21 protein-coding genes and 1 pseudogene are annotated in these 22,663 nt (G+C 69.3%); 6 read left to right on the top strand and 16 right to left on the bottom strand.

Translation table 11 applies throughout. The features are described from left to right. Position 1: 1 nt before the first annotated feature. From ACP2AH_RS11695 to ACP2AH_RS11685, 3 genes and pseudogenes are all read right to left on the bottom strand, one after another. Positions 2-1,252 carry a Zn-dependent hydrolase gene (locus ACP2AH_RS11695; RefSeq protein ID WP_425105960.1) on the bottom strand — a complete coding sequence of 417 codons (1,251 nt, stop codon included), beginning with the start codon at positions 1,250-1,252 and terminating at the stop codon, positions 2-4. Further along, the gene (locus ACP2AH_RS11690; RefSeq protein ID WP_425105959.1) at positions 1,249-1,800 is read right to left on the bottom strand and encodes a LysR substrate-binding domain-containing protein; all 552 of its coding nucleotides are present in this window, start codon (positions 1,798-1,800) and stop codon (positions 1,249-1,251) included. The genes ACP2AH_RS11695 and ACP2AH_RS11690 overlap by 4 nt, the downstream gene beginning before the upstream one ends. 230 nt (positions 1,801-2,030) lie before the next feature. After that, positions 2,031-2,216, bottom strand: a pseudogene (locus ACP2AH_RS11685) (helix-turn-helix domain-containing protein); the annotation flags it as partial. 138 nt (positions 2,217-2,354) lie between these two features. Here ACP2AH_RS11685 and ACP2AH_RS11680 point away from each other — a divergent pair. Together ACP2AH_RS11680 and argE are read left to right on the top strand one after the other, a co-directional pair. After that, the gene (locus ACP2AH_RS11680) at positions 2,355-3,524 is read left to right on the top strand and encodes an aromatic ring-hydroxylating oxygenase subunit alpha (RefSeq protein ID WP_425105958.1); all 1,170 of its coding nucleotides are present in this window, start codon (positions 2,355-2,357) and stop codon (positions 3,522-3,524) included. Between the two features lie 109 nt (positions 3,525-3,633). Continuing rightward, positions 3,634-4,788 carry an acetylornithine deacetylase gene (argE, locus tag ACP2AH_RS11675; RefSeq protein ID WP_425105957.1) on the top strand — a complete coding sequence of 385 codons (1,155 nt, stop codon included), beginning with the start codon at positions 3,634-3,636 and terminating at the stop codon, positions 4,786-4,788. Between the two features lie 3 nt (positions 4,789-4,791). Here the strand turns inward: argE and ACP2AH_RS11670 are convergent, their stop codons facing one another. Further along, complete coding sequence (locus tag ACP2AH_RS11670) at positions 4,792-6,333, bottom strand: MFS transporter (RefSeq protein ID WP_425105956.1); 1,542 nt, start codon at positions 6,331-6,333, stop codon at positions 4,792-4,794. A gap of 105 nt (positions 6,334-6,438) precedes the next feature. Between ACP2AH_RS11670 and ACP2AH_RS11665 the strand changes: the two genes are divergently transcribed. Continuing rightward, positions 6,439-7,569: a hypothetical protein gene (locus ACP2AH_RS11665; protein ID WP_425105955.1), complete on the top strand. Its 1,131-nt coding sequence runs from the start codon at positions 6,439-6,441 to the stop codon at positions 7,567-7,569. Positions 7,570-7,584: 15 nt separating this feature from the next. On the opposite strand, the gene ACP2AH_RS11660 is transcribed toward ACP2AH_RS11665, so the two are convergent. From ACP2AH_RS11660 to ribA, 8 genes are all read right to left on the bottom strand, one after another. Continuing rightward, positions 7,585-8,340, bottom strand: coding sequence for a sulfite exporter TauE/SafE family protein (locus ACP2AH_RS11660; RefSeq protein ID WP_425105954.1), 756 nt, complete (start codon positions 8,338-8,340; stop codon positions 7,585-7,587). Between the two features lie 36 nt (positions 8,341-8,376). Beyond that, on the bottom strand, positions 8,377-9,144 hold the full coding sequence (locus tag ACP2AH_RS11655; RefSeq protein ID WP_425105952.1) for an SDR family NAD(P)-dependent oxidoreductase: 768 nt from the start codon (positions 9,142-9,144) through the stop codon (positions 8,377-8,379). Further along, complete coding sequence (locus tag ACP2AH_RS11650; protein WP_425105951.1) at positions 9,141-10,511, bottom strand: MmgE/PrpD family protein; 1,371 nt, start codon at positions 10,509-10,511, stop codon at positions 9,141-9,143. The genes ACP2AH_RS11655 and ACP2AH_RS11650 overlap by 4 nt, the downstream gene beginning before the upstream one ends. Next, positions 10,508-12,013, bottom strand: a complete 1,506-nt coding sequence (locus ACP2AH_RS11645; RefSeq protein WP_425105950.1) for a tripartite tricarboxylate transporter permease — start codon at positions 12,011-12,013, stop codon at positions 10,508-10,510. Before ACP2AH_RS11645 ends, ACP2AH_RS11650 begins: the two co-directional genes overlap by 4 nt. Then, positions 12,001-12,489 carry a tripartite tricarboxylate transporter TctB family protein gene (locus tag ACP2AH_RS11640; RefSeq protein WP_425105949.1) on the bottom strand — a complete coding sequence of 163 codons (489 nt, stop codon included), beginning with the start codon at positions 12,487-12,489 and terminating at the stop codon, positions 12,001-12,003. The genes ACP2AH_RS11645 and ACP2AH_RS11640 overlap by 13 nt, the downstream gene beginning before the upstream one ends. Positions 12,490-12,605: 116 nt before the next feature. Beyond that, positions 12,606-13,565 (bottom strand): tripartite tricarboxylate transporter substrate binding protein, encoded by a 960-nt coding sequence (locus tag ACP2AH_RS11635; protein WP_425105948.1) that lies wholly within the window; start codon positions 13,563-13,565, stop codon positions 12,606-12,608. Positions 13,566-13,715: 150 nt separating this feature from the next. Further along, on the bottom strand, positions 13,716-14,417 hold the full coding sequence (locus ACP2AH_RS11630; protein WP_425105946.1) for an FCD domain-containing protein: 702 nt from the start codon (positions 14,415-14,417) through the stop codon (positions 13,716-13,718). A gap of 161 nt (positions 14,418-14,578) precedes the next feature. Next, positions 14,579-15,733, bottom strand: a complete 1,155-nt coding sequence (gene ribA / locus ACP2AH_RS11625) for a GTP cyclohydrolase II RibA (RefSeq protein WP_425105945.1) — start codon at positions 15,731-15,733, stop codon at positions 14,579-14,581. Positions 15,734-15,865: 132 nt separating this feature from the next. On the opposite strand from ribA, the gene ACP2AH_RS11620 reads away from it, so the two are divergent. Together ACP2AH_RS11620 and ACP2AH_RS11615 are read left to right on the top strand one after the other, a co-directional pair. After that, the gene (locus ACP2AH_RS11620; protein ID WP_425105944.1) at positions 15,866-16,606 is read left to right on the top strand and encodes a RibD family protein; all 741 of its coding nucleotides are present in this window, start codon (positions 15,866-15,868) and stop codon (positions 16,604-16,606) included. Then, on the top strand, positions 16,578-17,147 hold the full coding sequence (locus tag ACP2AH_RS11615) for a cytochrome b (protein WP_425105943.1): 570 nt from the start codon (positions 16,578-16,580) through the stop codon (positions 17,145-17,147). The genes ACP2AH_RS11620 and ACP2AH_RS11615 overlap by 29 nt, the downstream gene beginning before the upstream one ends. A gap of 116 nt (positions 17,148-17,263) precedes the next feature. Here ACP2AH_RS11615 and ACP2AH_RS11610 read toward each other — a convergent pair whose 3' ends face one another. From ACP2AH_RS11610 to ACP2AH_RS11595, 4 genes are read right to left on the bottom strand one after another with little or no spacing between them, the layout of a single operon-like run. Next, positions 17,264-18,100 carry a class I SAM-dependent methyltransferase gene (locus ACP2AH_RS11610; RefSeq protein WP_425105942.1) on the bottom strand — a complete coding sequence of 279 codons (837 nt, stop codon included), beginning with the start codon at positions 18,098-18,100 and terminating at the stop codon, positions 17,264-17,266. After that, positions 18,097-19,143 (bottom strand): glycosyltransferase family 4 protein, encoded by a 1,047-nt coding sequence (locus tag ACP2AH_RS11605; RefSeq protein WP_425105941.1) that lies wholly within the window; start codon positions 19,141-19,143, stop codon positions 18,097-18,099. The genes ACP2AH_RS11610 and ACP2AH_RS11605 overlap by 4 nt, the downstream gene beginning before the upstream one ends. A 9-nt stretch (positions 19,144-19,152) precedes the next feature. Beyond that, positions 19,153-19,554 (bottom strand): 6-pyruvoyl trahydropterin synthase family protein, encoded by a 402-nt coding sequence (locus ACP2AH_RS11600; RefSeq protein ID WP_425105940.1) that lies wholly within the window; start codon positions 19,552-19,554, stop codon positions 19,153-19,155. Positions 19,555-19,562: 8 nt separating this feature from the next. Next, positions 19,563-20,546 carry a zinc-dependent alcohol dehydrogenase gene (locus ACP2AH_RS11595; protein WP_425105939.1) on the bottom strand — a complete coding sequence of 328 codons (984 nt, stop codon included), beginning with the start codon at positions 20,544-20,546 and terminating at the stop codon, positions 19,563-19,565. A gap of 148 nt (positions 20,547-20,694) precedes the next feature. Between ACP2AH_RS11595 and mdoH the strand changes: the two genes are divergently transcribed. Beyond that, complete coding sequence (gene mdoH, locus ACP2AH_RS11590; RefSeq protein ID WP_425105938.1) at positions 20,695-22,515, top strand: glucans biosynthesis glucosyltransferase MdoH; 1,821 nt, start codon at positions 20,695-20,697, stop codon at positions 22,513-22,515. The last annotated feature ends 148 nt before the right edge of the window (positions 22,516-22,663 follow it).

Here is a 22,663-nt window from a genome sequence, read left to right as displayed (position 1 = left end):
CCTATTCCACCACTTCCGCCGCTTGCAGCACGGCCTGCAGCAGCACATCGGTGCCGGCGCCGGCCCATGCCGGCGTGATGTCCTCTGCCTCGTTGTGGCTGAGCCCGTCGACGCAGGGACAGAAGATCATGGCCGAGGGCATCGTCTTCGCCACCCAGCACGCGTCGTGCCCGGCACCCGAGACCATGTCGCGGTGGGAATAGCCGAGCCGCTCGGCCGCCGCGCGCAGGTCGGCCAGCAAATCCTCGTCGAAGGCGGTGGGGTCGAAGGCGCCGACCTCCGCGATCGCCACCCCGACGCCGAGTTCCGCGCCAATGGCGCGCGCCGCCTCTTTCACCTGCTCCCCCATGGAGTTAAGCGCCGCCAGCTCGGGATGGCGCAGATCGGCGGTGAACACCACCTTGCCCGGCAGGATGTTGCGCGAGTTCGGCGCGAAGACCAGCTGACCCACCCCGCCGACCGCCTTCGGCCCGTGCGCGCGGGTGATCGCTTCGATGCGGTCGATGATGCGCGCCGCGCCGAGGCTGGCGTTGAGCCGGCGGTCCATCGGCGTGGTGCCGGTATGGGCCTCGCGCCCGGTGAGCGTCACCTCCACCCAGCGCAGCCCCTGGCCATGGGTGACGATGCCGATATCGACGCCTTCTTCTTCCAGGATCGGCCCCTGCTCGATATGCAGCTCGAAATAGGCGTGGCCCTTGCGCTGGCCGACCGGTTCCTCGCCCTTGAAGCCGATGCGCTCCAGTTCATCGCCGAAGCGCAGTCCCTGGGCATCCGTGCGATCATAGGCCCAGTCCAGCGTGTGGACGCCGGCATAGACGCCGGAGGCGACCATGGCGGGAGGAAAGCGCGAGCCTTCCTCATTGGTCCAGTTCACCACCTCCACCGGCCGGCGGGTGCGGATGCCGAGATCGTTCAGCGTGCGCACCACTTCCAGCGCGGCGAGCACGCCGAGCACGCCGTCGAACTTGCCGCCTGTCGGCTGGGTGTCGAGATGCGAGCCGATGAGGATTGGAAGCGCCTGCGCATCCGTGCCCTCGCGGCGGGCGAACATCGAGCCCATGGCGTCGATGCCGACCACCATTCCGGCCTCCTCGCACCAGCGCTGGAACAGCAGGCGCCCCTCGCGGTCGGCGTCGGTCAGCGCCTGCCGGTTGTTGCCGCCAGCGATGCCGGGGCCGATCTGCGCCATCGCCATGAGGCTTTCCCACAGCCGCCCGCCATCGACGCGCATATTGCCGGTCTGCTGGTTCATGCTGGTGGTCTCCCGTTGCGCGGATGCGGTCCGTCGTCTGGCTCATAGCCGGCTTCGCGCCCATTGGCGCGGTGAAAATAGGCGGCGGCATGATCGGCGAAACGCCGCAGCAGGCCGTCGCGGGCGCCGTAGCGCGAGGCGAGTACGATGCGCAGCGGCCGCACCGGCCCGGCAATCCGCAACGTCTTCACCCGGCGCCCGTCATAGGTGGTGGCGGAGGGCGGGCGCATCACCAGCAGGGTGAAGCCGAAGCCCGCCGCCACCGCGCTGCGCACCGCTTCCAGCGAGGTCGAGACATAGGCGATGGGCGGAGCGATGCCGCCTTCCGCCAGCAATTCCTCGAAATAGGCCCGGCTGCCCGGACCGTCGAGCATCACATAGGGTTCGTCCGCCAGCTCGTGCCAGGAGACCGCGCGGCGCCGCGCCAGCCTGTGGTCGGCCGCCACCACCACGCTGGGTTGGAGCGCGGCGAGTTCGAGCCGGGGAAGGTCGGAGAGATCGGCGCCGCGATCATAGGTGAGCGCGAGGTCGATCTCGCCGCTGCGCAATGCTTCGGCAAGCGGGTCAGCGCCATTTCCTTTTGCCGGATGACGACGCCCGGGGACTGCCGCGCGAAATCCCGCATCAGGTCGGCGGCATAGAACGGCGCCAGCGTCCAGAACACGCCGAGCCGGATCTCTCCCGTGGTCTCGGCCGCCAGCGCCCGCGCCTCGCGCTCCACCTGCTCGGCGGCCAGCGCCAGCGCTGTGGCATGGCCGAGAAAACTCCGCCCCTGCAGGGTCAGCGTCAGTCCGCGGGCATGGTGGCGCTCGAACAGGGTGAGGCCGAGCGCCTGCTCCAGCTTTGCCAGCGCCTGGGCGATGGAGGGTTGGGCGATGTTGAGCACCCGCGCCGCCTGGGCGATGCCTCCCTGCTCGGCCACCGCGCGGAAATAGGCGATTTGGCGGAGCGTGTAGCGGACCATATTCTAGCTGTCTCGATGCTCGGATAATTGAGCTTTTATCTATGTTAGGAGCGTTGCACCCTCGGGTTCAAGCCTTTGACGCAGCCGGCCGCCGCCTCCCGGCGGAGCGCGGCCGGATACCCGCCGAGGATGACACGCATGAGCCTTCCGCCGCCCTCTGCCCTATCACCCGCCGCCGTGCTGCTTGCCGCCGCCGCCCGTCCGTTCGAGGACGCGGTCGCCATGCCGCCGGGCGTCTATACCAGCGTGGATTTTCTCGCCCGCGAGCTGGAGACCATCTTCGCCCGCGAATGGATGTGCGTCGGGCGGGCGAGTTCGCTGGCAAATCCCGGCGACTATCTGACCTATGAGCTGGCCGGCCAGCCGGTGATGGTGCTGCGCGACGGCGAAGGGCAGCTGCGCGCCTTCTCCAATGTCTGCCTGCACCGCATGTCGACCCTGCTGGAGGGGACCGGCAGCCGGCGTGCCATCGTCTGCCCCTATCACGCCTGGACCTACGGTCTCGACGGCCGGCTGCGCGGGGCGCCGTTCATGGCGCAGACCAGCGGCTTCTGTAAGGAGGACTATTCTCTCCCCTCCATTCGCTGCGAGGAATGGCTTGGCTGGATCTATGTCACGCTGGACGAAGGCCGACCCGGCGTCGCGGAAAGCCTCGGGGCGCTGGAAGAGATGATCGCGCCCTACCAGATGCAGAACTATGTCGAGTGCTTTCGCGAGACCCATGTATGGGACACGAACTGGAAGGTGCTCGCCGAGAATTTCATGGAAAGCTACCACCTGCCGGTCTGCCACGCCGCCACTGTGGGCGGCCATTCCAAGCTGGAGGAGATGGAGTGTCCGCCGGGCCTGCCGGCGTTCAACTATCACTGGATCACCAAGGAAGCCTCGCTGCCGATCGGCAATGCTCACCCCACCAATACGCGGCTGGAGGGACGCTGGCGCAAGACCACGGCGCTGCTGGCGCTCTATCCCAGCCACCTCATCACCCTGACGCCGGGCTATTTCTGGTATCTGTCGCTGCACCCGCAGGGGCCCGACAAGGTGTCGCTGCTGTTCGGCGGCGGGCTCTCGCCGGAATTCATGGCCGATCCCCGGGCGGACGAGTATGTCGCGACGTTGAAGGGTCTGCTCGACGAGGTGAATGTCGAGGACCGCGGCTGCACGGAGAAGGTGTTTCGCGGCATGAAGGCGGACCGCGCCCGTGCCGGCCATCTTTCCTATCTGGAACGGCCGATCTACGATTTCATGCAGTACATCGCGGCGCGCACCGCCGGCTTCGAGCGCGCCTTCGCCCGCACGGCCGCGTGACGGCGCTGGCTTCGGTTTTTCCTATCCAGCGGCTTGGAAATTCCTGCTTTGCCGCGCCGCTCCGAGGCGTCACCCTGCGGGCGTCCCGTCTTGCTTGCGCCGGCCGCCGATGAACACTTCACGCCCGATCGACATTCTGGAACGGCTGATCGCCTTTCCCACCATCAGCCGCGAGTCCAATCTCGCGCTCATCGACTTTGTCCGCGCGCTGCTGGCGCCGCTCGGCGCCCGGCTGACGCTCGTGCACAATGCGGCCGGCACCAAGGCCAATCTTCACGCCGTGCTCGGCCCCTCCGGCGGCGGCGGGGTGCTGCTGTCCGGCCATACCGATGTGGTTCCCGTCGAGGGGCAGGCGTGGAGCACCGATCCGTTCCGGCTCACCGCGCGGGGCGATCAACTGCTCGGGCGCGGCAGCTGCGACATGAAGGGCTTTCTGGCCTGCGCGCTCGCGGCGGCGGAACTGGCAGCGACGCGGCGGCTCGAACGGCCGTTGCACCTTGCCTTCAGCTATGACGAGGAGATCGGCTGCGTCGGCGTGCGCGGCCTGATCGAGCAGCTCGTCGGCGCGCCCGACCTGCCGGCACTGTGCATCATCGGCGAGCCGACGATGCTGGAAACCGTGGTCGCGCATAAGGGCAAGCTGGCGGCCCGGCTCACCTGCCGGGGGCGGGAATGCCATTCCAGCCATGCCCCGGAAGGGCTGAATGCCATCCACCTTGCCGCCGACATGCTGGGCGAGATGCGGGCGCTGCAGGACGAACTCACAGCGGGCCCGCAGGACGACGCCTATGCCGTGCCCTTCACCACCGTCCATGCCGGCACCATCCAGGGCGGCACCGCGCTCAACATCGTGCCCAACGCCTGCACGATGGAGTTCGAGATCCGCAATCTGCCGACCGACGATCCGGCGCGGCTGATGGACCGGCTGTTCGACAAGGCGGCCGAGCTGACGCGGGCAGCCGAGGCGCGCTTTCCCGGCACGGGTGTCTCCATCGACATCGTCAACGCCTATCCTGGGCTGGAAACGCCGCCGGAGGCCGAGGTGGTGGCGCTGCTGCGCCGGCTCAACGGTCCCGGCCCGCTGCGCAAGATCGCCTTCGGCACCGAGGGCGGCCTGTTCCGGGAGAAGCTCGGCATCCCCACCGTGGTGTGCGGCCCCGGCGACATTCGCGACGCGCACAAGCCGGACGAATATGTCAGCCGCGACCAGCTCGCCCGCTGCGGGGTGATGTTGGCCCGGCTTGTCGACGCGATCAGCGCCTGACGCCTACCGCACCCGCGTCAGCCGGGCGCGGGCGACGATGAGCGCCAGCACGGCCGAGGCGGCGCAGGTGAGCGCCGCGAGGTCGACGGCGTGGGAGAAGGCGCCGAAAGCAGCATGAAGCAAAGCCGTTGCCAACGGCTCGGGCAGCTTGGCCGCGCCGAACACGGCAGCGTCCAGCGTGCGCTGCGCCGGCTCCAGCAGCGCCGGGGGAATGCCTTCCGGCAGGGGCGCGGCCTCCATGCCCAGCCGGTAGCTTGCCGCCACCAGGCTGCCGAGCACGGCGATGCCCATGGCGCCGCCGAACTCGAAGCTGGTTTCCGAGATGCCGGAGGCCGCCCCCGCGCGCTCGGGCGGGGCGAGGCGCATCACCAGATCGGTGGTGAGGGTGCCGGCCGGCGACAGGCCGAGGCACATCAGCACGATGGCCCCCATCAGCAGCCCCATGGAGGGCTCCGCGCGCAGCTGGGTGAGCAGTAGGAAGCCGGCAATGGCGCAGACGAGGCCTACCGAGAGCACGTCCACCGGCCGCCAGCGCCGCACCAGGCGCGGCGTCGCCATGGAGCCGAGGGCGAAGCACAGGCCGGAAGGCGCGGTCCAAAGCCCCGCCTCCAGCGGGCTCATGCCGAGCACGAATTGCAGATATTGCGAGATGAACACGAAGATGCCCATCACCCCCATCATCGCCAGCACATTGATCGCCAGCGCCGCGCCGATGCCGGGATGGGCGAACAGCGCGAGGTCGATCATCGGGTCAGCGAGGCGCTTCTGCCGGCCGAGAAAGAAGCCGGCGACGACAAGCCCCAGCGCCAGCGCCGCAGCCGCTTCCAGCCCCGGCCCATGCTCGGCGACGCGCTTCATGCCATAGACCAGCGCCAGCACGGCGATGACCGATTGGGCGGCGCTGAGAATGTCGAGCCGGCCCGCCTTCTCGTCACGATATTCCGGCAGCAGCAGCGGCCCGGCGACCAAAAGGGCGAGCATGACGGGAACGGCGGCGAGGAATACCGCACCCCAGCCGAAATAGGTCAGGATCACCCCGCCCACCAGCGGCCCCAGTGCCGCGCCTGCGGAGAAGCAGGCGATCCACACGCCGATGGCGAAGGTGCGCTCGCGGTCGTCGAGGAAGATGTTGCGGATGAGCGAGAGCGTCGAGGGCGCCAGCGTCGCCCCGGCAAGGCCAAGCAGGGCGCGGGCGAGGATGAGCTGCTCGGCGCTGCGCGCCATGGCGGCGACGATCGAGGCGAGCGCGAAGGCCGCCGCGCCGATCAGCAGCAGCTTGCGCCGGCCGATGCGGTCGCCCAGCGTGCCCATCAGCATCAGCGCGCCGGCGACCATGAAGCCGTAAATATCGATGATCCACAAAAGCTGCGCCGCCGAGGGCGCGAGATCGAGCGCGAGATGCGGCACGGCGAGATTGAGCACCGTGAGGTCCATCGCATAGACCGCGCAGGGCAGGGCGATGACGCCCAGCGCCACCCAGTCGCGCGGGCGGGCGCGGTGAAGCGGAACGGTGGCGGGTTGTTGGAGATGGTTCGTGCGTGCCATAGTACAGTATTCAGTGGATCACCGAGGCGTCGACTGCCAGCCGGATAGCCGATAGAGGCGCGGGCGGCTAGGCCCCGCGGCCGCCCAACCCGGAACTGTCGCGGCATGACACGGATCGCCGTCCTCGCCTATTACGAGGTCAACACCTTTCCCGCGCTTCATTTCCTGGCGAAGGGGCTCGCCGAGCGGGGCGGCGAGGTGCTGCTCGGGGGACCGGTGCCGCCAAACGCGCTGCTGGACGAGCGCATCTCTCTCGCCTCGCTGGCGACCTCCGGCAGGTTCAAGGGCCTGCCAAATACCATCGAGTGGCACATCAGGGCGTTCAGGACGCTGTCGAAATTCCGGCCGGACTGGATCGTTGCCGATCAGGAGCTGGCTTTTCCTGCGCTGCTCTACAAGGGCGCGCACCCGTTGCGGCGGGTAAAGGTAGTCAGCTACTCGACCGATTACTACCTCAACCGCCAGATGAAGGTGGTGGGGGCGATGGCGTCGGGGATCGACGCCATCGTCAGCGACTGCAGTCTTCGCCTGGAGTGGCGCCAGCGCGACTGGCGGCGATCGAAAGCAGAGGGTTTCGTGATACGTCCTGCGCCGCTGAAGGATTCGGCGGTGACGGCGCATGCCGATGCCATCCCGGTGGAAATGGAAGCCGCCGGCCCGCGCATCGTTTTCAGCTCCTCCTACTATGCCCTCCTCGCAATGGACCGTACCCGGCTGGGGCGGTTCTTCGCGCGGCTTTGCGAGCAGGGCATCAATATCGATTGGTATTTCTTCGGACAGGCCGGGGTGCGCGAGCAGGCACGGGCGCTGCTTTCCCATCCGCGTTACCGTGTGTTTGCGCAACTGCCCAAGGCAGAGCTGCTTGGCCGGCTTCCCTCTTACGATGTCGGCCTTCACTGGGCGCCGATGGCGGAAGCAGAGAACGCGAGCCCCTTCTGGCAGAGGTATTTTCTCTCCGCTGCCTCCAACAAGGTCGGCGAGTACATCGCTGCGGGCCTTGCCGTCGCCTATGCGGGCAATCCGGGCCTGCGCTACCTTCCTGAATCCCTATCGGTAGCCTTCGACCCGACCGATCCGGAACAGGGGGCGGACCAGCTTGCCGCCCGCCTGCACGACGCAGACTGGCTGAAGGGCGCGCGAGCGGCGGCGCTTCGCTATCACCGGGATGAGATGAACGCCGAGGCGCAGACCGCTCCGCTGATCCGCCAAATTCTTGGCGAGCCGGCGGCGGACTGACGCCACACGGGAGCGTCACGCCATCAGCGCGCGCACGCCCTGCACGATGAGCGCCAGCCCGCCGAGGATTACCACGCCGTCGAGCACGCGCAGATGCGCGCCCTCGGACAGGGTGCCGACCAGCCGCTTGGCCAGGAACACGCCCGGCGTCGCCGCCACCCCGATCAGCACCGCCAACACCCAGGAGGCGAGGGGAAGAGTCCCCGCCGCCTGGAACACCCCCACTTTCACCGCGCCGAGCACCAGCGAGATGCCGGCATCGGTGGCGATGACGGCCGCCCCGTTCAGCCCCGCCGCCAGCAGGATGGAGAGCAGCACGACGCCGGTTCCCGCCGTGCCGCCCATCAAGAGGCCGAAGCCGGCACCCGCGACGGCCAGGCCGGAGCCGGCGAGATGGCCCTTTACCCGCGCCAGCCCGTGGCGGGTGGGGATCGCCAGCATCAGCACCATGCCGATCACCACCGACACGCCGGCGCCTGAAAGGCGCGTATAGCCATAGGCGCCCAGCGCCGCCGTCGGCAGCGACGAGGCGACGAGGAGCGCGGCGCGGCGCGGGTCGAAGGCGCGGCGGAAGGCGATGAGCCGGCTGGTGTTGGACAGCATGGAGGAGACCGCGATGACCGGCACCACCGCTTCGGCGCCGATGATCGGCAGCAGGATCGGCGGCATCAAAAGCCCCGGCCCATAGCCGGTGACGCCGCCCGCCACCCCGGCGACAAAGGCGACGGCGGCGACCAGCGCGTAATGCCACAGGCTCACATCACCGAACATGACGGCGCTCAGTCGGTTGGGGGAGGCCGACGCGGATCACGGCAGGAAGGCGCCGCCATTGACGTGGACCGTCTGGCCGGTGACGAAGCGTGCCTGCGGCCCGGCGAGATAGGCGACCATCGCCGCCACCTCCTCGGCCGTGCCCTCGCGGCCCAGCAGTGTCTGGTTGCGGGCATGGTGCGCCGGGTTCTTCTCCGCCGAGGCGTGGCTGCGGTCGGTGCCGATGCGGCCGGGCGAGACGAGATTGACGGTGATGCCGCGCGGCGCCAGCTCCACCGCCAGCGCCTTGGTCAGCCCGTCCAGCCCCGCCTTGGCGGCGACGACATGGGCGCGGTTCGGGGCGCCGGTATAGGCGGTGAGCCCGCCAATATTGACGATGGCGCCGGCGGGCGAGTCGGCGAGGTGCGGAATGGCGGCGCGGCTGAGCAGGAAGGCTCCATCCAGGCAGATGCCGATGATCTCCCGCCATTCCGCCAGGCTCATCGCCTCCACCGGCTTCTCGCGGCGGACGGCGGCGTTGTTGACGAGGACATCGAGCCGGCCGAAGCGCTCCAGCGCGTGGCCGACGATGAGGTCGGCAGCGGCCTCGCCGGCGACATCGGCCAGCACCGACGTCGCCGGCGTGCCCATGGCCTCCAGCTCGTGCACCACCTTCTCGGCCGCGTTCCGGTCCGAGCGCGCGACGATGACCACCGCCATGCCCGCTGCCCCCAGCGCCAAAGCAATGGCGCGGCCGATATTGCGCGAACCACCGGTGACGATGGCGACGGGGCGGGAAGCGACCTCAGCGGTTGATCCGTTCATGCGCTCTCTCCCAGCGCTATCTTACCGCCGGCGGCGAGGGCGTCGATGGCGGCGTGCAGGGCTTCCGCCGCGGCTGCGTCGCCGCCGCCATAGGCGATGTTGGCGTTGAACTTGGCCAGCAGCTCGGCGTCCGAGAGCGGCTCGCGCGCGCCGCCGCGCATGTGCGGCTGGCGGATTTCGCGCACCGAACCGTCGGTCAGCGTCGCCCGCAGATGGCCGGTGAAGTTGCGTGGATATTCGTCCGCGGGGTCGATGACGTAGGAAATCTTCGCCGCCAGCGCCCGCACGTCGGCACGTGCGGTCTGCGCGTCGGTGAACTGCACCAGCCCGGCCGCGCCGTCGAGAAAGCCGACGGCCATGCAGAAGGGGGTGGAGAATTTGGCGGCATAGCCATTCGGCACCGCCTGCTTGGCGGCGAGCGGTTCCCAGAGCCGGTGCACCGTGCCCTCGCCGACCTTGCACACGAGGCTGACGATCTCCTCCGCCCGCACCCCCTGGCCGGCGAGCGCGATGGCGCAGTCGATGAAGGGTTGGGTCATGGTTCCGCAGGCATAGGGCTTGAAGGCGATGGTGGGCATGATCCACTCGTCGCCCAGCCCCTCCAGCAACGGGGCGAAATTCGCCGTCTTCGAGGGAGCGAAGGCGCGGAAGAAGCCGTGGTCACCCTCGAACACGCTGGCTGGGCCCTTGAAGCCGCCTTCCGCCAGCAGCGCCGCGCGCAGCCCCGCCTGCGCCGCCGCGCCGGGGTGCAGCCGCTTGGTCCATGAACCGTCGGCGAGATATTCGATGATGCCGGAGGCGAGGCTGCCCGCTATGCCCAGCGCATGGGCGAGCCGCGCCCGGTCGAGCCCGATCGCCGCCCCCGCTGCCGCCGCCGCCGCCATGGCGCCGATCACCGCGGTGGGGTGGAAGCCGGCCTTGTGGATCGCCTGCGGCGCCACGAGGCTGAGTCGGCTCATCAGTTCGGCGCCGATGGCGATGGCGCGCATGACCGCCGCGCCGTCGAGGCCGCGATGCTGGGCGAGGGCGAGCGCGGCCGGCACCACCACCACGCCGGCATGCACCGGGCCGCCCTCGAACGTGTCGTCATAATCCTCGCCATGCGCCGCCGTGCCGTTGACCAGCGCGGCGTCATAGAGGTTCAGCCCCTGCGCATGGCCGATGGCGGTGCAGGGCCCGGTCCCGGCGGCGCTCGCCAGCGCGGCGCTTGTGTAAGGCTCGTGCCGGGCGGCGAAGGCGAGGCCGCAGATATCGAGCAGCAGGCGCCGGCTCACCGCCTCGGCGGCCGGGGGCGGGGCAGCGCTGGCGGCAAAGCGTGCCAGACGGCCGGCGACGGTATCCTCGGAGAGCGCGCGGTGCTGGTTCACGAATGGGTTTCCTGCAGCTGGGTCCGGCGCGCATCGCGGTATTCGCGCGCCAGCGAGAAGACGATGAAGAACAGGGCGGCGCCGAGCAGGCCCACCGCGATCGGGTCCTCGATGAAGATGTGGAAATCACCGCCGGAGAGCACCAGCGAGCGGCGATAGCTCGATTCCACCATATGGCCGAGCACCACGCCGAGAATCATCGGCAGCACCGGGAAGCGGGCGATGCGCATGAGATAGCCGACCAGCCCGAGTGCGAGGGCAAGGCCGAGATCGAACGGGCTGTTGTTGAGCGTGAACAGGCCGGAGAGGATGAGGGCGAGGATGAAGCCGGCGCGGTAGGGGCGCGGCCGGTTCACCAGCCACACGCAGGCCGGCAGGATCAGCACGCCGACGCCGATCTGGGCGATGATGGCGATGAACGAGCCGACATAGAGGCTGTCGATCACCTGCGGGTTCTGCTCGAACAGGCGCGGGCCGGGCAGCAACCCGTGCATCAACAGCCCGCCCAGCAGCACCGCGGTGGAGTTGGAGCTGGGGATGCCGAAGCTGAGCAGCGGGATCAGCGCGGTGGAGGCGACCGTGTTGTTGGCGGCCTCCGGCGCGGCGATGCCCTCTTCCGAGCCCTTGCCGAACTTCTCCGGCGTCTTCGACCAGCGCCGCGCCTCATTATAGGACATGAACGCGGCGACCGAGCCTCCTCCGCCCGGCGTCAGTCCCTCGAACAGGCCGAGAATGCAGCCGATGATCTGCGAACGGCGCAGCCGGGCCATCATGTCCCAGCTAGGCAGCCGGATGCGGATCGAATTGCCGAGCTGGGTGACCGAGGTGGAGCCGGACTGGCTCATCAATTCAGTCAGCGCGAACAGCCCGACCATCACCACCACGGGTTCGACGCCGCTCAAGAGGTCCGCCACATCGAAGGTGAAGCGGGTGACGCCGGAAATCGGGTCGGTGCCGACGGTGGCGATCATCAGCCCGATCACCGCCGAGGCGAGGCCCTTGAGCAGCGATTCCCCGCTCATCGAGGCGATGACGCTGAGGCCGAGAATGCCGAGCGCGAAATAGGAGGTGGGGCGGAAGGCCAGCGCCAGCCAGGACAGCGGCTCGGTCAGCAGCGCCAGCATGGCGAGGCCGAACAGGCTGCCGACGACGCCCGACATCAGCGAGATGCCAAGCGCTTCGCCGGCCCGCCCCTGGCGGTTCATCTCATAGCCATCGATGACCGTGGCGGCGGAGGAATTGGTGCCGGGGGTGCGGATCAGGATCGCCGGGATCGAGCCGCCATATTCCGCCCCGATATAGACGCAGGCGAGCAGCGCGATCGCCATCGCCGGGTCCATCGTGTAGGTGAAGGGCAGCACGAGCGCCATGGTGATCGAGGCGGAAATGCCCGGCAGCGCGCCGCCGAGAATGCCCCAGGTCAGCCCGAGTATGGCGACCAGCACCAGCGGTGTGGCGGTGAGAAGATGCAGGATATCCCAGAAGGTGGTCACGACAGCCATCCCTGAAAGAGGGAGCCGGCGGGCTGGTGCACCCCCAGCAGCTTGACGAAGATCGCCCAGTACAGCGTCGCCCCGCCCAGCGCGGCCGTCGGCAGCACCCAGCTGCGGGCGGCGCCCTCATAGAAGGCCACCGCGCCGATCAGCATCGCGACGGAAAGGAAATAGCCGAGGAACGGCAGCAGCAGCACATAGGCCCCGCCGATCAGCAGCAGGCCGACGGCGCGCGGCAGCGAGGCACCTTCCTCTTCCTCGGCCGCGAGCGGGGGCACGCGCGTGCGGCGGGCGGCAAGGTCGGCGAGGGCGGTGCGCACCAGCAGCGCCAGCCCGATGAAGGCGAGCAGCATTGCCAGCAGCCGGGGCAGGCCGGTGGCGCCGATCTCGTCCGACAGCGTGCTCTCGGCGATGGTGCCAGTGGCGGCGTAATAGGCCGCGGCGAGGGCGAGAAGCACGCCGCCGCTGAGATAATCCTGTCTCATGATCCGTTCCTCGGAGGGCGGAAGGTGCCGCCGGCCCCGGCCCGGGTGGGGGCGCGCAGGGCGGGCATTGCGGCAAGCGGCGACGCCGGCGGGGGCTGCCGGCGTCGCCTCGGCGGCTACTTCACCGCGCCGGTTTCCTTCAGGAACGCCTCGGTCGTGTCGGCGAAATTGGTGATGAACGCCTGGTACTGCGCGTGCGGGATATAGTTCGGCACCAGAACTTCTTCGGTGTAGCGCGCCTTGTACTCGGGGTCGGCGAGCACGTTCTTGATCGCCTCGTCCCACACCTTGGTGACATTGTCCGGCAGGCCCTTGGGGCCGGCAAGGCCGCGGAACTTCACCAGCGTCACGTCGAAGCCGCTTTCCTTCACCGTCGGCACGTCGGGCTTTTCCGGAATGCGCGCGGGGTTGAAGGTGGCGAGCAGGCGGATCTTCCCGGCGTCGATCTGCGAACGCAGTTCCTGGATTTCGCCGATGCCGATGTCGAGCGTGCCGTTGAGCACGTTCAGCATCATGTCGCCGCCCCCCTCATGGGTGACGATGGCGGCGTTCACGCCGGCGGCGCGCTTGAGCTGCTCGGCGGCCTGGCGCTCCAGCGAGGCCGGGTTGGCGGCGCCCCAGCGGCCGCGCTCCTTCTTGGCCTTGTCGATCACGTCCTGCAGCGTTTTGAACGGCCCGTCGGCGCGGGTGTAGATCACCTCGCTGTCGGCGAACAGATTCACCAGAGGCTCCAGGTCCTTATAGGTCGCGGAGGGCTTGGAGAGCAGCGAGGTGTAGATATAGGTCGGCGTGGTGGCGTAGAACACGCTGCCATCGGCCGGCGCGGCGGCGACGCGCGCCACCGCCTTGGCGCCGCTGCCGCCCTGCACGTTCTCGACGATGAAGGTGGCGCCGATATACTTGCCGAGATATTTCGACAATTCGCGCAGGAACACGTCGCTGCCGCCGCCGGGGCTCGAATGGGTGACGAGGGTGACGACCTTGTGCGGATAGGCGAGGGGTTCGGCCTTGAGGCTGAACGTACCGAGCCCCACGGCCAGCACGGCGCTCAGAAAGCCGGTCAGGGTCTTTCGCATGGACTTCCTCCCAGGAGTGCGGGGCCGCCTCTGCCGGGCGATCTCCCGATGATGATGTGACGGTTGCGGCGGCACGCGCCCCTTGGCGCGGGCGTGCGTCGCCGGATGTCGGGCGCCCTTGGCCGGGCGCCTCTCCTTGAACGCTTCAGGTCAGGCGCTTTGTTCCTCGGCCAGGCCGGCGGGGACGGAGCGGGCGAGAAGCCGCTCCTTGCCGCGCTCGACATGGTCGAAGCTCGTCTGGTAGGCGCTGGCGGCGTCACGGCCCTCAATGGCCGCGACGATGCGCGCATGTTCCTCGTTGGAAAGCTCCAGCGTGTTGCCGGTCATCAGATTGCCGGCGCGGTAGAGCCGCAGCTGCTTCACCAGCCCGCGATACTGCGCGGTGAGCACGCCATTGCCGGCGCGCTCGACGATGAAATCGTGAAAGGCGAAGTTGAGCGGGTAGTAGCGGTCGAAATCATGCGCCTGCGCGGCGTCGGCCATCTCATTCAGCATGCCGCGCAGCCGGGCGATCACTTCCGGCTCGGCGCGCGCGGCGAGAAGTTGCGCGGCATAGCCGAACAGCGCGGCGCGCACGCCATACATCTCGACCACCTGGGTGATGTCGAGGCTGCGGATGAACACGCCGCGATTGGGCAGCAATTCGACGAGGCCCAGCGCCTCCAGCGAGCGCAGCGCCTCGCGCACCGGGCCGCGGCTGACGCCGAAGGTGGCGGCGAGCTGGTTCTCGTTGATCCGTCCGCCCTCGCTCAGCCGACCATCGAGGATCATGCTCTCGATCTCGCGCTCCAGCAGCATGGGCAGCGAGGTGAGGCGCAGGAAGCTGACATCATGGGCGGCGGAAGAGGTCATGAGCAGAGCCTACGCCTCTCGTTCAAAGTGTCAACAATTTAATGTCGCCATATTGCATTCGACATATTCCCGACTCCGCGCGCAAAAAAAGACCCCGGCGCAGGTGCCGGGGTCGAGGGGAGGCCTTCGGGGCCGAAGGCCTTGGGGAACCGGGTGCGGCCTTAGCCGCAGGAGGCGGGGGCGTGATGGTCGAGCGCCTCGAGATCGAGGAAATGCCCGGCGCGGTCGCGCTTGGCGGCGAGGTAGCGGATATTGTCCGCACCGCGCCGCCCATAGAGCCGCTCGACGCCCGAGACCTGCAGTCCGGCACGGCTCAGCGCCGCGATCTTCTCGGGGTTGTTGGTCATCAGCACCACATGCTCATAGCCGAGCTGGCGCAGCATGGCGGCGGCAAAGTCGAACCGGCGGGCGTCGAGGCCGAAGCCGAGCGTCTCGTCCGCCTCATAGGTGTCGAGCCCGTCGCTCTGCAGCCGGTAGGCGCGCATCTTGTTGGAGATGCCGTTGCCGCGCCCTTCCTGGTCGAGATAGAGCAGCACGCCGCCGCCCGCCTGCGCCATGGTAGCGACGGTGGTGCGCAGCTGGTCCCCGCAGTCGCAGCGCAGCGAGCCGAAGAGGTCGCCGGTGAGGCAGGCGGAATGCAGCCGCACCAGCACCGGCCGCGCCGGGTCCGGCGTGCCGACCACCACCGCCACCTGCTCGCGCATGCCCTCGCCGCCGCGGAACACGACGAATTCGCAATTGCGCGCGGTAAGCAGCGGCACCGGGGCGCGGGAGACGATCTCCACCCGCGTCGCCCGGTCCTCGCCATAGCGGGTGATCGCCTCGGCACGCACGGTCAGCGCCGGCAGGGTCAACGCCGCCGGGGCGAGCGGGCCGACGAGCACGGCGGGCAACATCAAAGCGAGGGTGGCAAGATGCAGCGCCGCCGCACCGGCCGCGTGCGCCTCGACAAGTTCGGCGCCGAGCGCCTCCCCCTTGGCGCCAGCCAGATCCTGCGCGCTCAAGGCCCGCACCCGCGCGGACCCCAGTTCCGAGACCGGCAGCGCCATGGGCCGCGCTTCGTCCGGCCGGCCCAGCGCCCGTAGCCGGGCGGGGGTGAGCACCAGTTGCAGCGCGCCGCCCACAAGCGCGTCCAGCGCCGCGAGCCGCTCTGCATCGGCGAATTCGGCGCTCGCCGCCAGGAAGAGCCGGCCGCCTTCGGCGAGGATGACGGGCCGCCCGGCGCGCATTTCGGCGATGGCGCGCTCCGCCTCTGTCAGGGTGGCGTCGCCGAAGAGGCTCGCAATCGTGCCGGCGGTCGTCGCGCTGCTGCTCATTGAAATCTCTCCCGCTGCACCATTTCCGTGTCTTGCACGTAGTAGCTACGGATATAGGGCGCCAACGGACCAGCAACGCCGGCGGCCCTTGATCGTTCAGAGGATCGAGATGCACAAAGCGGGGGGCCTTGCGTGAATCGTCGCGAAACACCGATCGACCCGCTGGCGGCACTTTATGAACCGCTGCTGCGGCCGCGCGCCGCGCCCTATGTCATCGCCCAGCTCGGCCAGTCGCTGGACGGACGGATCGCAACGCCGACAGGAAAATCACGCGATATCAACGGCCTGAGTGGCCTCGACCATCTTCACCGACTGCGCGCGCTTGTCGATGTGGTGGTGGTCGGGGTCGGCACGGTGGTGGCCGACAACCCCCGCCTCACCACCCGCCGCGTGCCCGGCCGCAGCCCGGCGCGGGCGGTGATCGACCGCAGCGGCCGCTCGCCGCGCGACGCCAAATGGCTCGCCCCGGACGGCTGTCACAGAATCGTGTTCACCCATAATGACGCCGGCTGGCCGGAGGCGGTCGAGCGCATCGGCCCGCCGGACGAGCCCGACATTTTCAAGCCGGCTAAGCTCATCGCCGCGCTGGCGGCGCGTGGCCATCGCACCATTCTGGTCGAGGGCGGGGCCTCGACCGTCTCGCGCTTCATCGATGCCGGGGTGGTCGACCGGCTGCATGTGTGCGTGGCGCCGATCATTCTCGGCTCCGGCCGGCCGGGCCTGGCGTTGCGGCCCATTGACGGTCTGGAAGGGGCGCTGCGCCCGCGCGTCGATACCTATCTTCTCGACGACGGCAATATTCTCTGCGACTGTGATCTGCGCGGAACCGGCGAGGGAGGGACGTATGTCGGCTTCGGATCGGAACCTGCCTGAGGCGCGCTTTCGCTACGGCCCCACCGCCCGCGCTTTGCACTGGGTGATCGGCGTTCTGGTGATCGGCCTCATCCCGCTCGGGCTCTATATGGTGGCGCGCGGGGAAGCGACCGGCTTCGATGCGCTGACCGGCTCGCTTTACAGCCTGCACAAATTCGTCGGCTTCCTCGTCCTGTGGCTGGTGGTGCTGCGGGTGCTGGTGCGGCTGCGCCGGGGGGAGCCGGCACGGGTGGCGCCGCTGACTCCGTTCGAGCGGCTCGCCTCCGCCGCCGTGCATGCCGCGCTCTATCTGCTGTTGCTCGTCGTGCCGCTGCTCGGCTGGGCGGGCGTGTCGGCCTATCCCGCGCTGAACGTCTTCGGCCTTTTCGACCTGCCGGCGCTCATCGGGCCCGACGAGGCGCTGGCCAAGCGTATTCTCGGCCTGCACGGCCTGCTGGCGCAGCTTCTGGGCGTGTTGGCGCTCGCGCACATCGCCGCCGCGCTCTACCACCGCTTCCTCAAGCGCGACGGGGTGATGGCGCGGATGTGGCCGCCCTTCTGAGCGGCGCCGCGCCGTCGGAGCGTTTTCGAGCGAAGTGGATTCCGGTTCGCGTGAAGAAAACGCGACAAAACAAAGAATTAGATCATTTCACCGTTTCCATGAAACAGTGAAATGACCTAGAGATGGCCGAACACGTCGCGATGGCCGATCCGCACCTTCTGCGCCCCCGCCTGCGCCTTCGCCCAGGCGGCGAAGGCGGGTTGCCGTTCAGGCTCGATCTCGCCCGCCGCCTGGGCAAAGCCATCGGTCAGCGCGCGGATGAGTTCGGCCTCACTGGGACCGAGCACCCAGGGGCTGGTGAGCGAGCCATAGCGGTAGCCGTGCTGGCGCAGCAGTTGCGCCAAAGCCTCGCTTGAGGCCGGGCCGAGCGCCGGCCCGAACCCCTTGTCGCCGCGCTGATGGCGGTTGAAGGCGGCGATCACCCGCCCGTCCAGCGGGTCGGCGGGCTGCCATTCCGCCTCGCCATCGTAATTCAGCACGGCATAAAGCGGCAGCTTGACCGCCGCCAGCGCCGCGACGAGGCGCTCCAGCCAGCTCTCCGACACGAGATCGAGCAGCGCGGCGGCGGTCACAAGCTCCGCACCTACTGCGCTGAAGTCGAGCTCGCGGCGGGTGAGGTCGGCGCGTTCGAAGCTCACCACGATTTCCCGCCCGTCGCGCCGCAGCCGCAGCCGCTCGCCGTCGGCTTGCGCCTCTTCCGCCCAGTCGGCGAGGGTTTCACGCGCCCGCTGCAGCAGCGCCGCGTCGCCGTCGATCAGGTGCCAGTGCTGGCGGGGCGGCAGATCGGGGGCGAGGCCGCGCAGATTGGAGCCAGTGCCGCAGCCGAGATCGACAATGGTGAGCGCGTCACGCCCGGCGAAATGCGCCCGCACCCGCGCGGCGAGCGTGGGATTGCGGGAGGCGTGGTCCACCTTCTCGCGCAAAGCGAGCCAGTCGGCAGCGAAGCCGCTCATCGGGGCATCTCCTTCAGCGCGGCGAGCAGCGCCGCGGCGGTCTCGGTCCAGCTGGGCAGGGTTTGGGCGTGGCGCCACGCCGCATCGGCGAGCTGCCTGCGCCGGGGGGTATCCTCGAGCAGAACACGCAGCCCGTCGCGCAGGCTCCGCGCATCGCCGGGCTCCACCAGCAGAGCGGCCTCCGCCGGCACAGTATCAGGAATGGCCCCGGCGCGGGTGGCAAGGATGGGCAAGCCGCGCGCCAGCGCCTCGGTCAGCCCCATACCATAGCCTTCGAACAGCGAGGCGGTGACGAAAAGGTCGGCGGCGTCGAATTCGCCGGCCAGCGCCTCGGTCGACAGCGCGCCCGTCAGCCGGACACGGGCGCCGAGCCCATGGGCGGCGATGAGCGCCGCCACCCGTGCGGCCTCGGCGGGGTCGCGGTCGGTGGCGCCGACGATGTGGCACTGCCAGTCCAGCTCCGCCAGCTCCGCCAGCGCCTCCACCAGCAGCCCATGCGCCTTGCGCGGGATCACCGAGCCGACGGCGAGCAGCCGCAGCGGCCGGGCCGTGCCGATGGCGCGCGGGGCGGGGTCTGTTCCCGGCACGGCAACGTGCAGCCGGCTTTCCGGCACGCCGTAATCGCGCATCAGGTCGCGCGCCGTGGCGGGGCTGGTGGTGATCACCGCCGCTGCCTCTGCCAGCGCCGCCTTTTCACTGGCGTGAAGCTGCGCCCGCTGGTGGTCGCTCAGCCCGGCTTCCAGCGCCAGCGGATGATGCACCAGTGCCGCCACCGGCCGTTCAAGCCCGCGCAAGAGCGATGCCGGCAGGGCGCCGAGGGCGAGACCGTCGATCAGCACGGGTTGGCCCGGTGGCAACGCGCGCAGCAGGGCGGCGCTGGCCTCCAGCTCCGCCAGCGAGGGGAAGGGAAAACCCCGGGGTAGCGCGACATGGGTCAGCGTTCCGCCGGCGCGCGGCGCTTCGGCGATCACCCGGCGGTCATAGGCATAGCCGCCGGTCGGCAGGTCGAGGTCGCCGGGTATGGCAAAGGCGAAGTCGTTCACGCCCGCGCCTCAGCCGAGGCCGGATTCGAAGCTGGCGCGCGCAAGGTCGGTCTCATGCAGGGTCACGCGAATCTTGGTCAGCCCCTGCCCGTCCGCCCCCAGCGCGCCGGCCTTGGCCGCCGCCGCCATGGCATCGAAGATATGCCGGGCGAGATATTCCGTGGTGGTGAGGATGCCGGCGAATTGCGGCAGCGTATCGAGATTCTGGTAGGCGAGCGGCGCCAGCGTCTTTTTCAGCACGTCGAGCGCGGCGCCGATGTCGACGACGACATTCTGCGCCGTCAGCGTCTCGCGGAAGAAGGCGACATCGACCACGAAGGTCGCGCCGTGCAGGCCCTGCGCCGGGCCGAAGAACGGGTCGGGCAGGGAATGGGCGATCATGATGCGATCGCGGACTTCGACACTGTACATGGCATCCCTCATCGGTAATCGAGCAGGATCGCCAGCGCGTCCTCGCCCCCGGTCAGAAGTGGCGGCAGCCGTTGCGGCGCCGTATCGAAAGCGACGACATGCGTGACCAGCGGGTCGAGCCGCGCGTCGTCGAGCAGGGTGAGCGCCTTGGCCAGCCGGCGCGCATGCGGCCAGCGCGGCCGCCGTGACGCAGATACGGAACCCACCTGCGAGCCGATCAGTTGCAGGCGCCGGCTGTGGAAAGCCTCGCCCAGCGGCACGGCGGGCGCGTGGCCGCCATACCAGCTCACCTCCACCACCTTCGCCTCGAACGCCGCCGCCGCCAGAGCGGTGGCGAGGCCGCTGGCGGTGGCGCTGGTATGGAACACGACATCGGCCTCGTCGGTAACGGCGTCGGGCAGGGCGAAAGCGGCGCCGAGCGCGCGCGCCATGTCGGCCCGGGCCGGGTTCACATCCACCAGAGTCACCTCGGCGCCGGGCAAGCGCGCGGCGAGCGCGGTCACCAGCAGGCCGACGACACCGCCGCCGACAATGGTGATCCGGTCTCCTGGCCCGGCGCCGGAATCCCACAGCGCATTCAGCGCCGTCTCCATATTGGCGGCGAGCGCGGCGCGCTCCGGCGGCAGGCCCTCGGGCACCTCCATCGCCGCCGTCACGGGCAGGCGGTAGCGGTCCTGATGGGGGAAAAGCGCGAAGACGATGCGGCCGCGCCATGCCGCCGGTCCGGCCTCGACCACGCCGACGCTCTGATAGCCATACTGCACCGGAAACGGGAAATCCCCGTTCTGGAACGGGCCGCGCATGCGCTCATGTTCGCTTGGCGGCACAGCGCCTTCCAGCACCAGTCGCTCGGTGCCCCGGCTCACCGCCGAGACAAGGCTGCGAATGAGAAGCCCGTCCTCGACCGGCGGGGGCAGCGGTGCGTGGCGCAGTTCGTACCGCCCCGGCGCCACGCACCAGAGCTGTGTGGCCATCTCCGCCGTGCCGCCCATCAACCGTCACCCCCTGCCCTTATTCGCGTGCATAACAGCATCACGGTGCGGTTAGATCCCACATGCACGTGAACCGCCCACGACGGGGCGCGTACAAGCCCCGGGTGCGGCCATGGTGGCCGCGCGCCCGCGCCGAGCCGAGGATCGCATGAGTCTGGACGAGAATCTCGCCGAAGGACGCTTCATTTCCGCAGGCCGCGCCGAGCGCCGCACCCCCACCGGCGTGCAGTCCGCCCGGCAACTCACCCAGCGCCGCGTGGTTGTCTTCACCCTCATCGCGGCGACCTATGCCGCCCTCGTGGCGCTGTTCGCCCATCTCCTCGCCCATGGCGGGTTCACCCTGCTGGATGGGCTGCTGCTGGCGGCCTTCTGCCTCTCCACGCCCTGGACCATTCTCGGCTTCTGGAACGCCCTCATCGGCCTGTGGCTCCTGCACGGGCCCGGCGACGCGCGCCGCTCGGTCTATCCCTATGCCACGCGGGCGGCGGAGGAGGCGCCGATCACCGCCCGCGTCGCCATGGTCATGACGCTGCGCAACGAGGATCCCGCCCGGGCTTTCGCGCGGCTGCGCGCCATGGAGCGCGCGCTCGTCGCCAGCGGTGCAGGCGAGGCCTTCGCCTGGTTCGTGTTGTCGGACACCACCCGGCCGGAGATCGCGGCGCAGGAGGAAGCGCTGTTCGCCACCTGGCAGGTGGAACGCGGCGAAGGGGCTGCGCTGCACTACCGCCGCCGCACCAGCAATGAAGGCTTCAAGGCTGGCAACATACGGGACTTTCTCGAACGCTGGGGCGACGCGCACGACTTCATGCTGGTGCTGGACGCCGACAGCTTCCTCGGCGCCGAGGCAACGCTGCGCCTCGTGCGCATCATGCAGGCGCATCCGCGCCTCGGCATCCTGCAGAGCCTCGTCGTCGGCCTGCCCTCCCGCTCGCCCTTCGCCCGCATCTTCCAGTTCGGCATGCGCCACGGCATGCGCTCCTACACCATGGGTGCATCCTGGTGGGCGGGCGATTGCGGGCCCTATTGGGGGCACAACGCCGTCATCCGCATCGCCCCGTTCAAGGCGTATTGCCAGCTCCCCGTCCTGCCGGGCAAGGGGCCGCTCGCCGGCCATGTGCTCTCGCACGACCAGATCGAGGCGGTGCTCATGCGCCGCGCCGGTTATGAGGTGAGGGTGCTGCCGGAGGAAATGGACAGTTTCGAGGAAAACCCGCCGCACCTCACCGAATTCACCCGGCGCGATCTGCGCTGGTGCCAGGGCAACATGCAGTATTGGCGCCTGCTGGCCTTGCCCGGCCTCCGGCCGATGAGCCGGTTCCAGATCGCCTGGGCGATCCTGATGTATCTCGGCGCCTTCGCCTGGATGGCCTTCGTCGCCCTCGCCGCGCTTAAAGTTTTCGACACCGAGCGGGCGGACGCGCCCTTTCCCGCCGCGCTGGGGCTCACCCTGTTCGCCACCATGTTCGCGATGAGCCTCGCGCCGAAGGTCGCGGGTCTGCTCGACGTGCTGCTGCGGGCCGGCGAGCGTGCGCGCTATGGTGGCACCGCCCGGCTGGCGGGGGGCGCGCTGGCGGAGTTCGTCTTTTCCGTGCTGCTGGGGCCGGTCGTGGCCTTCCGTATCGCGCTGTTCATGATCGGCCTCGCCTTCGGCCGCACCGTGACCTGGGAGGCGCAGGCGCGCGATGCCGAGCGCCTGTCCTGGCGCACCGCCCTTGCCGGCCTGTGGCCGCAATTCCTGTTCGGTGCGTCGCTGGCCGCACTGCTCGCGGGCTTCGCGCCGGGTGCGCTGCCCTGGGCGCTGCCCGTGCTCGTCGCCCTGCTCGCCGCCGTGCCCTTCGCGGTGCTTACCGCCGAGCCGGCGCTCGGCCGGTGGCTGGGGCGAAGCGGCCTGTGCGCCACGCCTGAAGAGGTGTTTCCCACGACGAGCCTCACCTGCCTTGAGGCGGAGCAGGCGACTACGGGACGGTGAGGTTGGCGCGCCGCACGCCGGCACAATCGGCGGATGAGTGTGCGCAGCGACCGCGTGGCTTCTTGACGGTAAGAGCGTAGTGCGCAAGAGAGGCGGACATTCTTCGGCCCAATAGGCTTGCCAAGCCCTCTGTCCGCTGGCCTATCCT

It is taken from the genome of Ancylobacter sp. (genome assembly GCF_965249975.1).
Classification (GTDB): domain Bacteria; phylum Pseudomonadota; class Alphaproteobacteria; order Rhizobiales; family Xanthobacteraceae; genus Ancylobacter.
The sequence above is the reverse complement of the archived record's forward strand: the minus strand, read 5'-3'. Positions and strand labels throughout refer to the sequence as shown.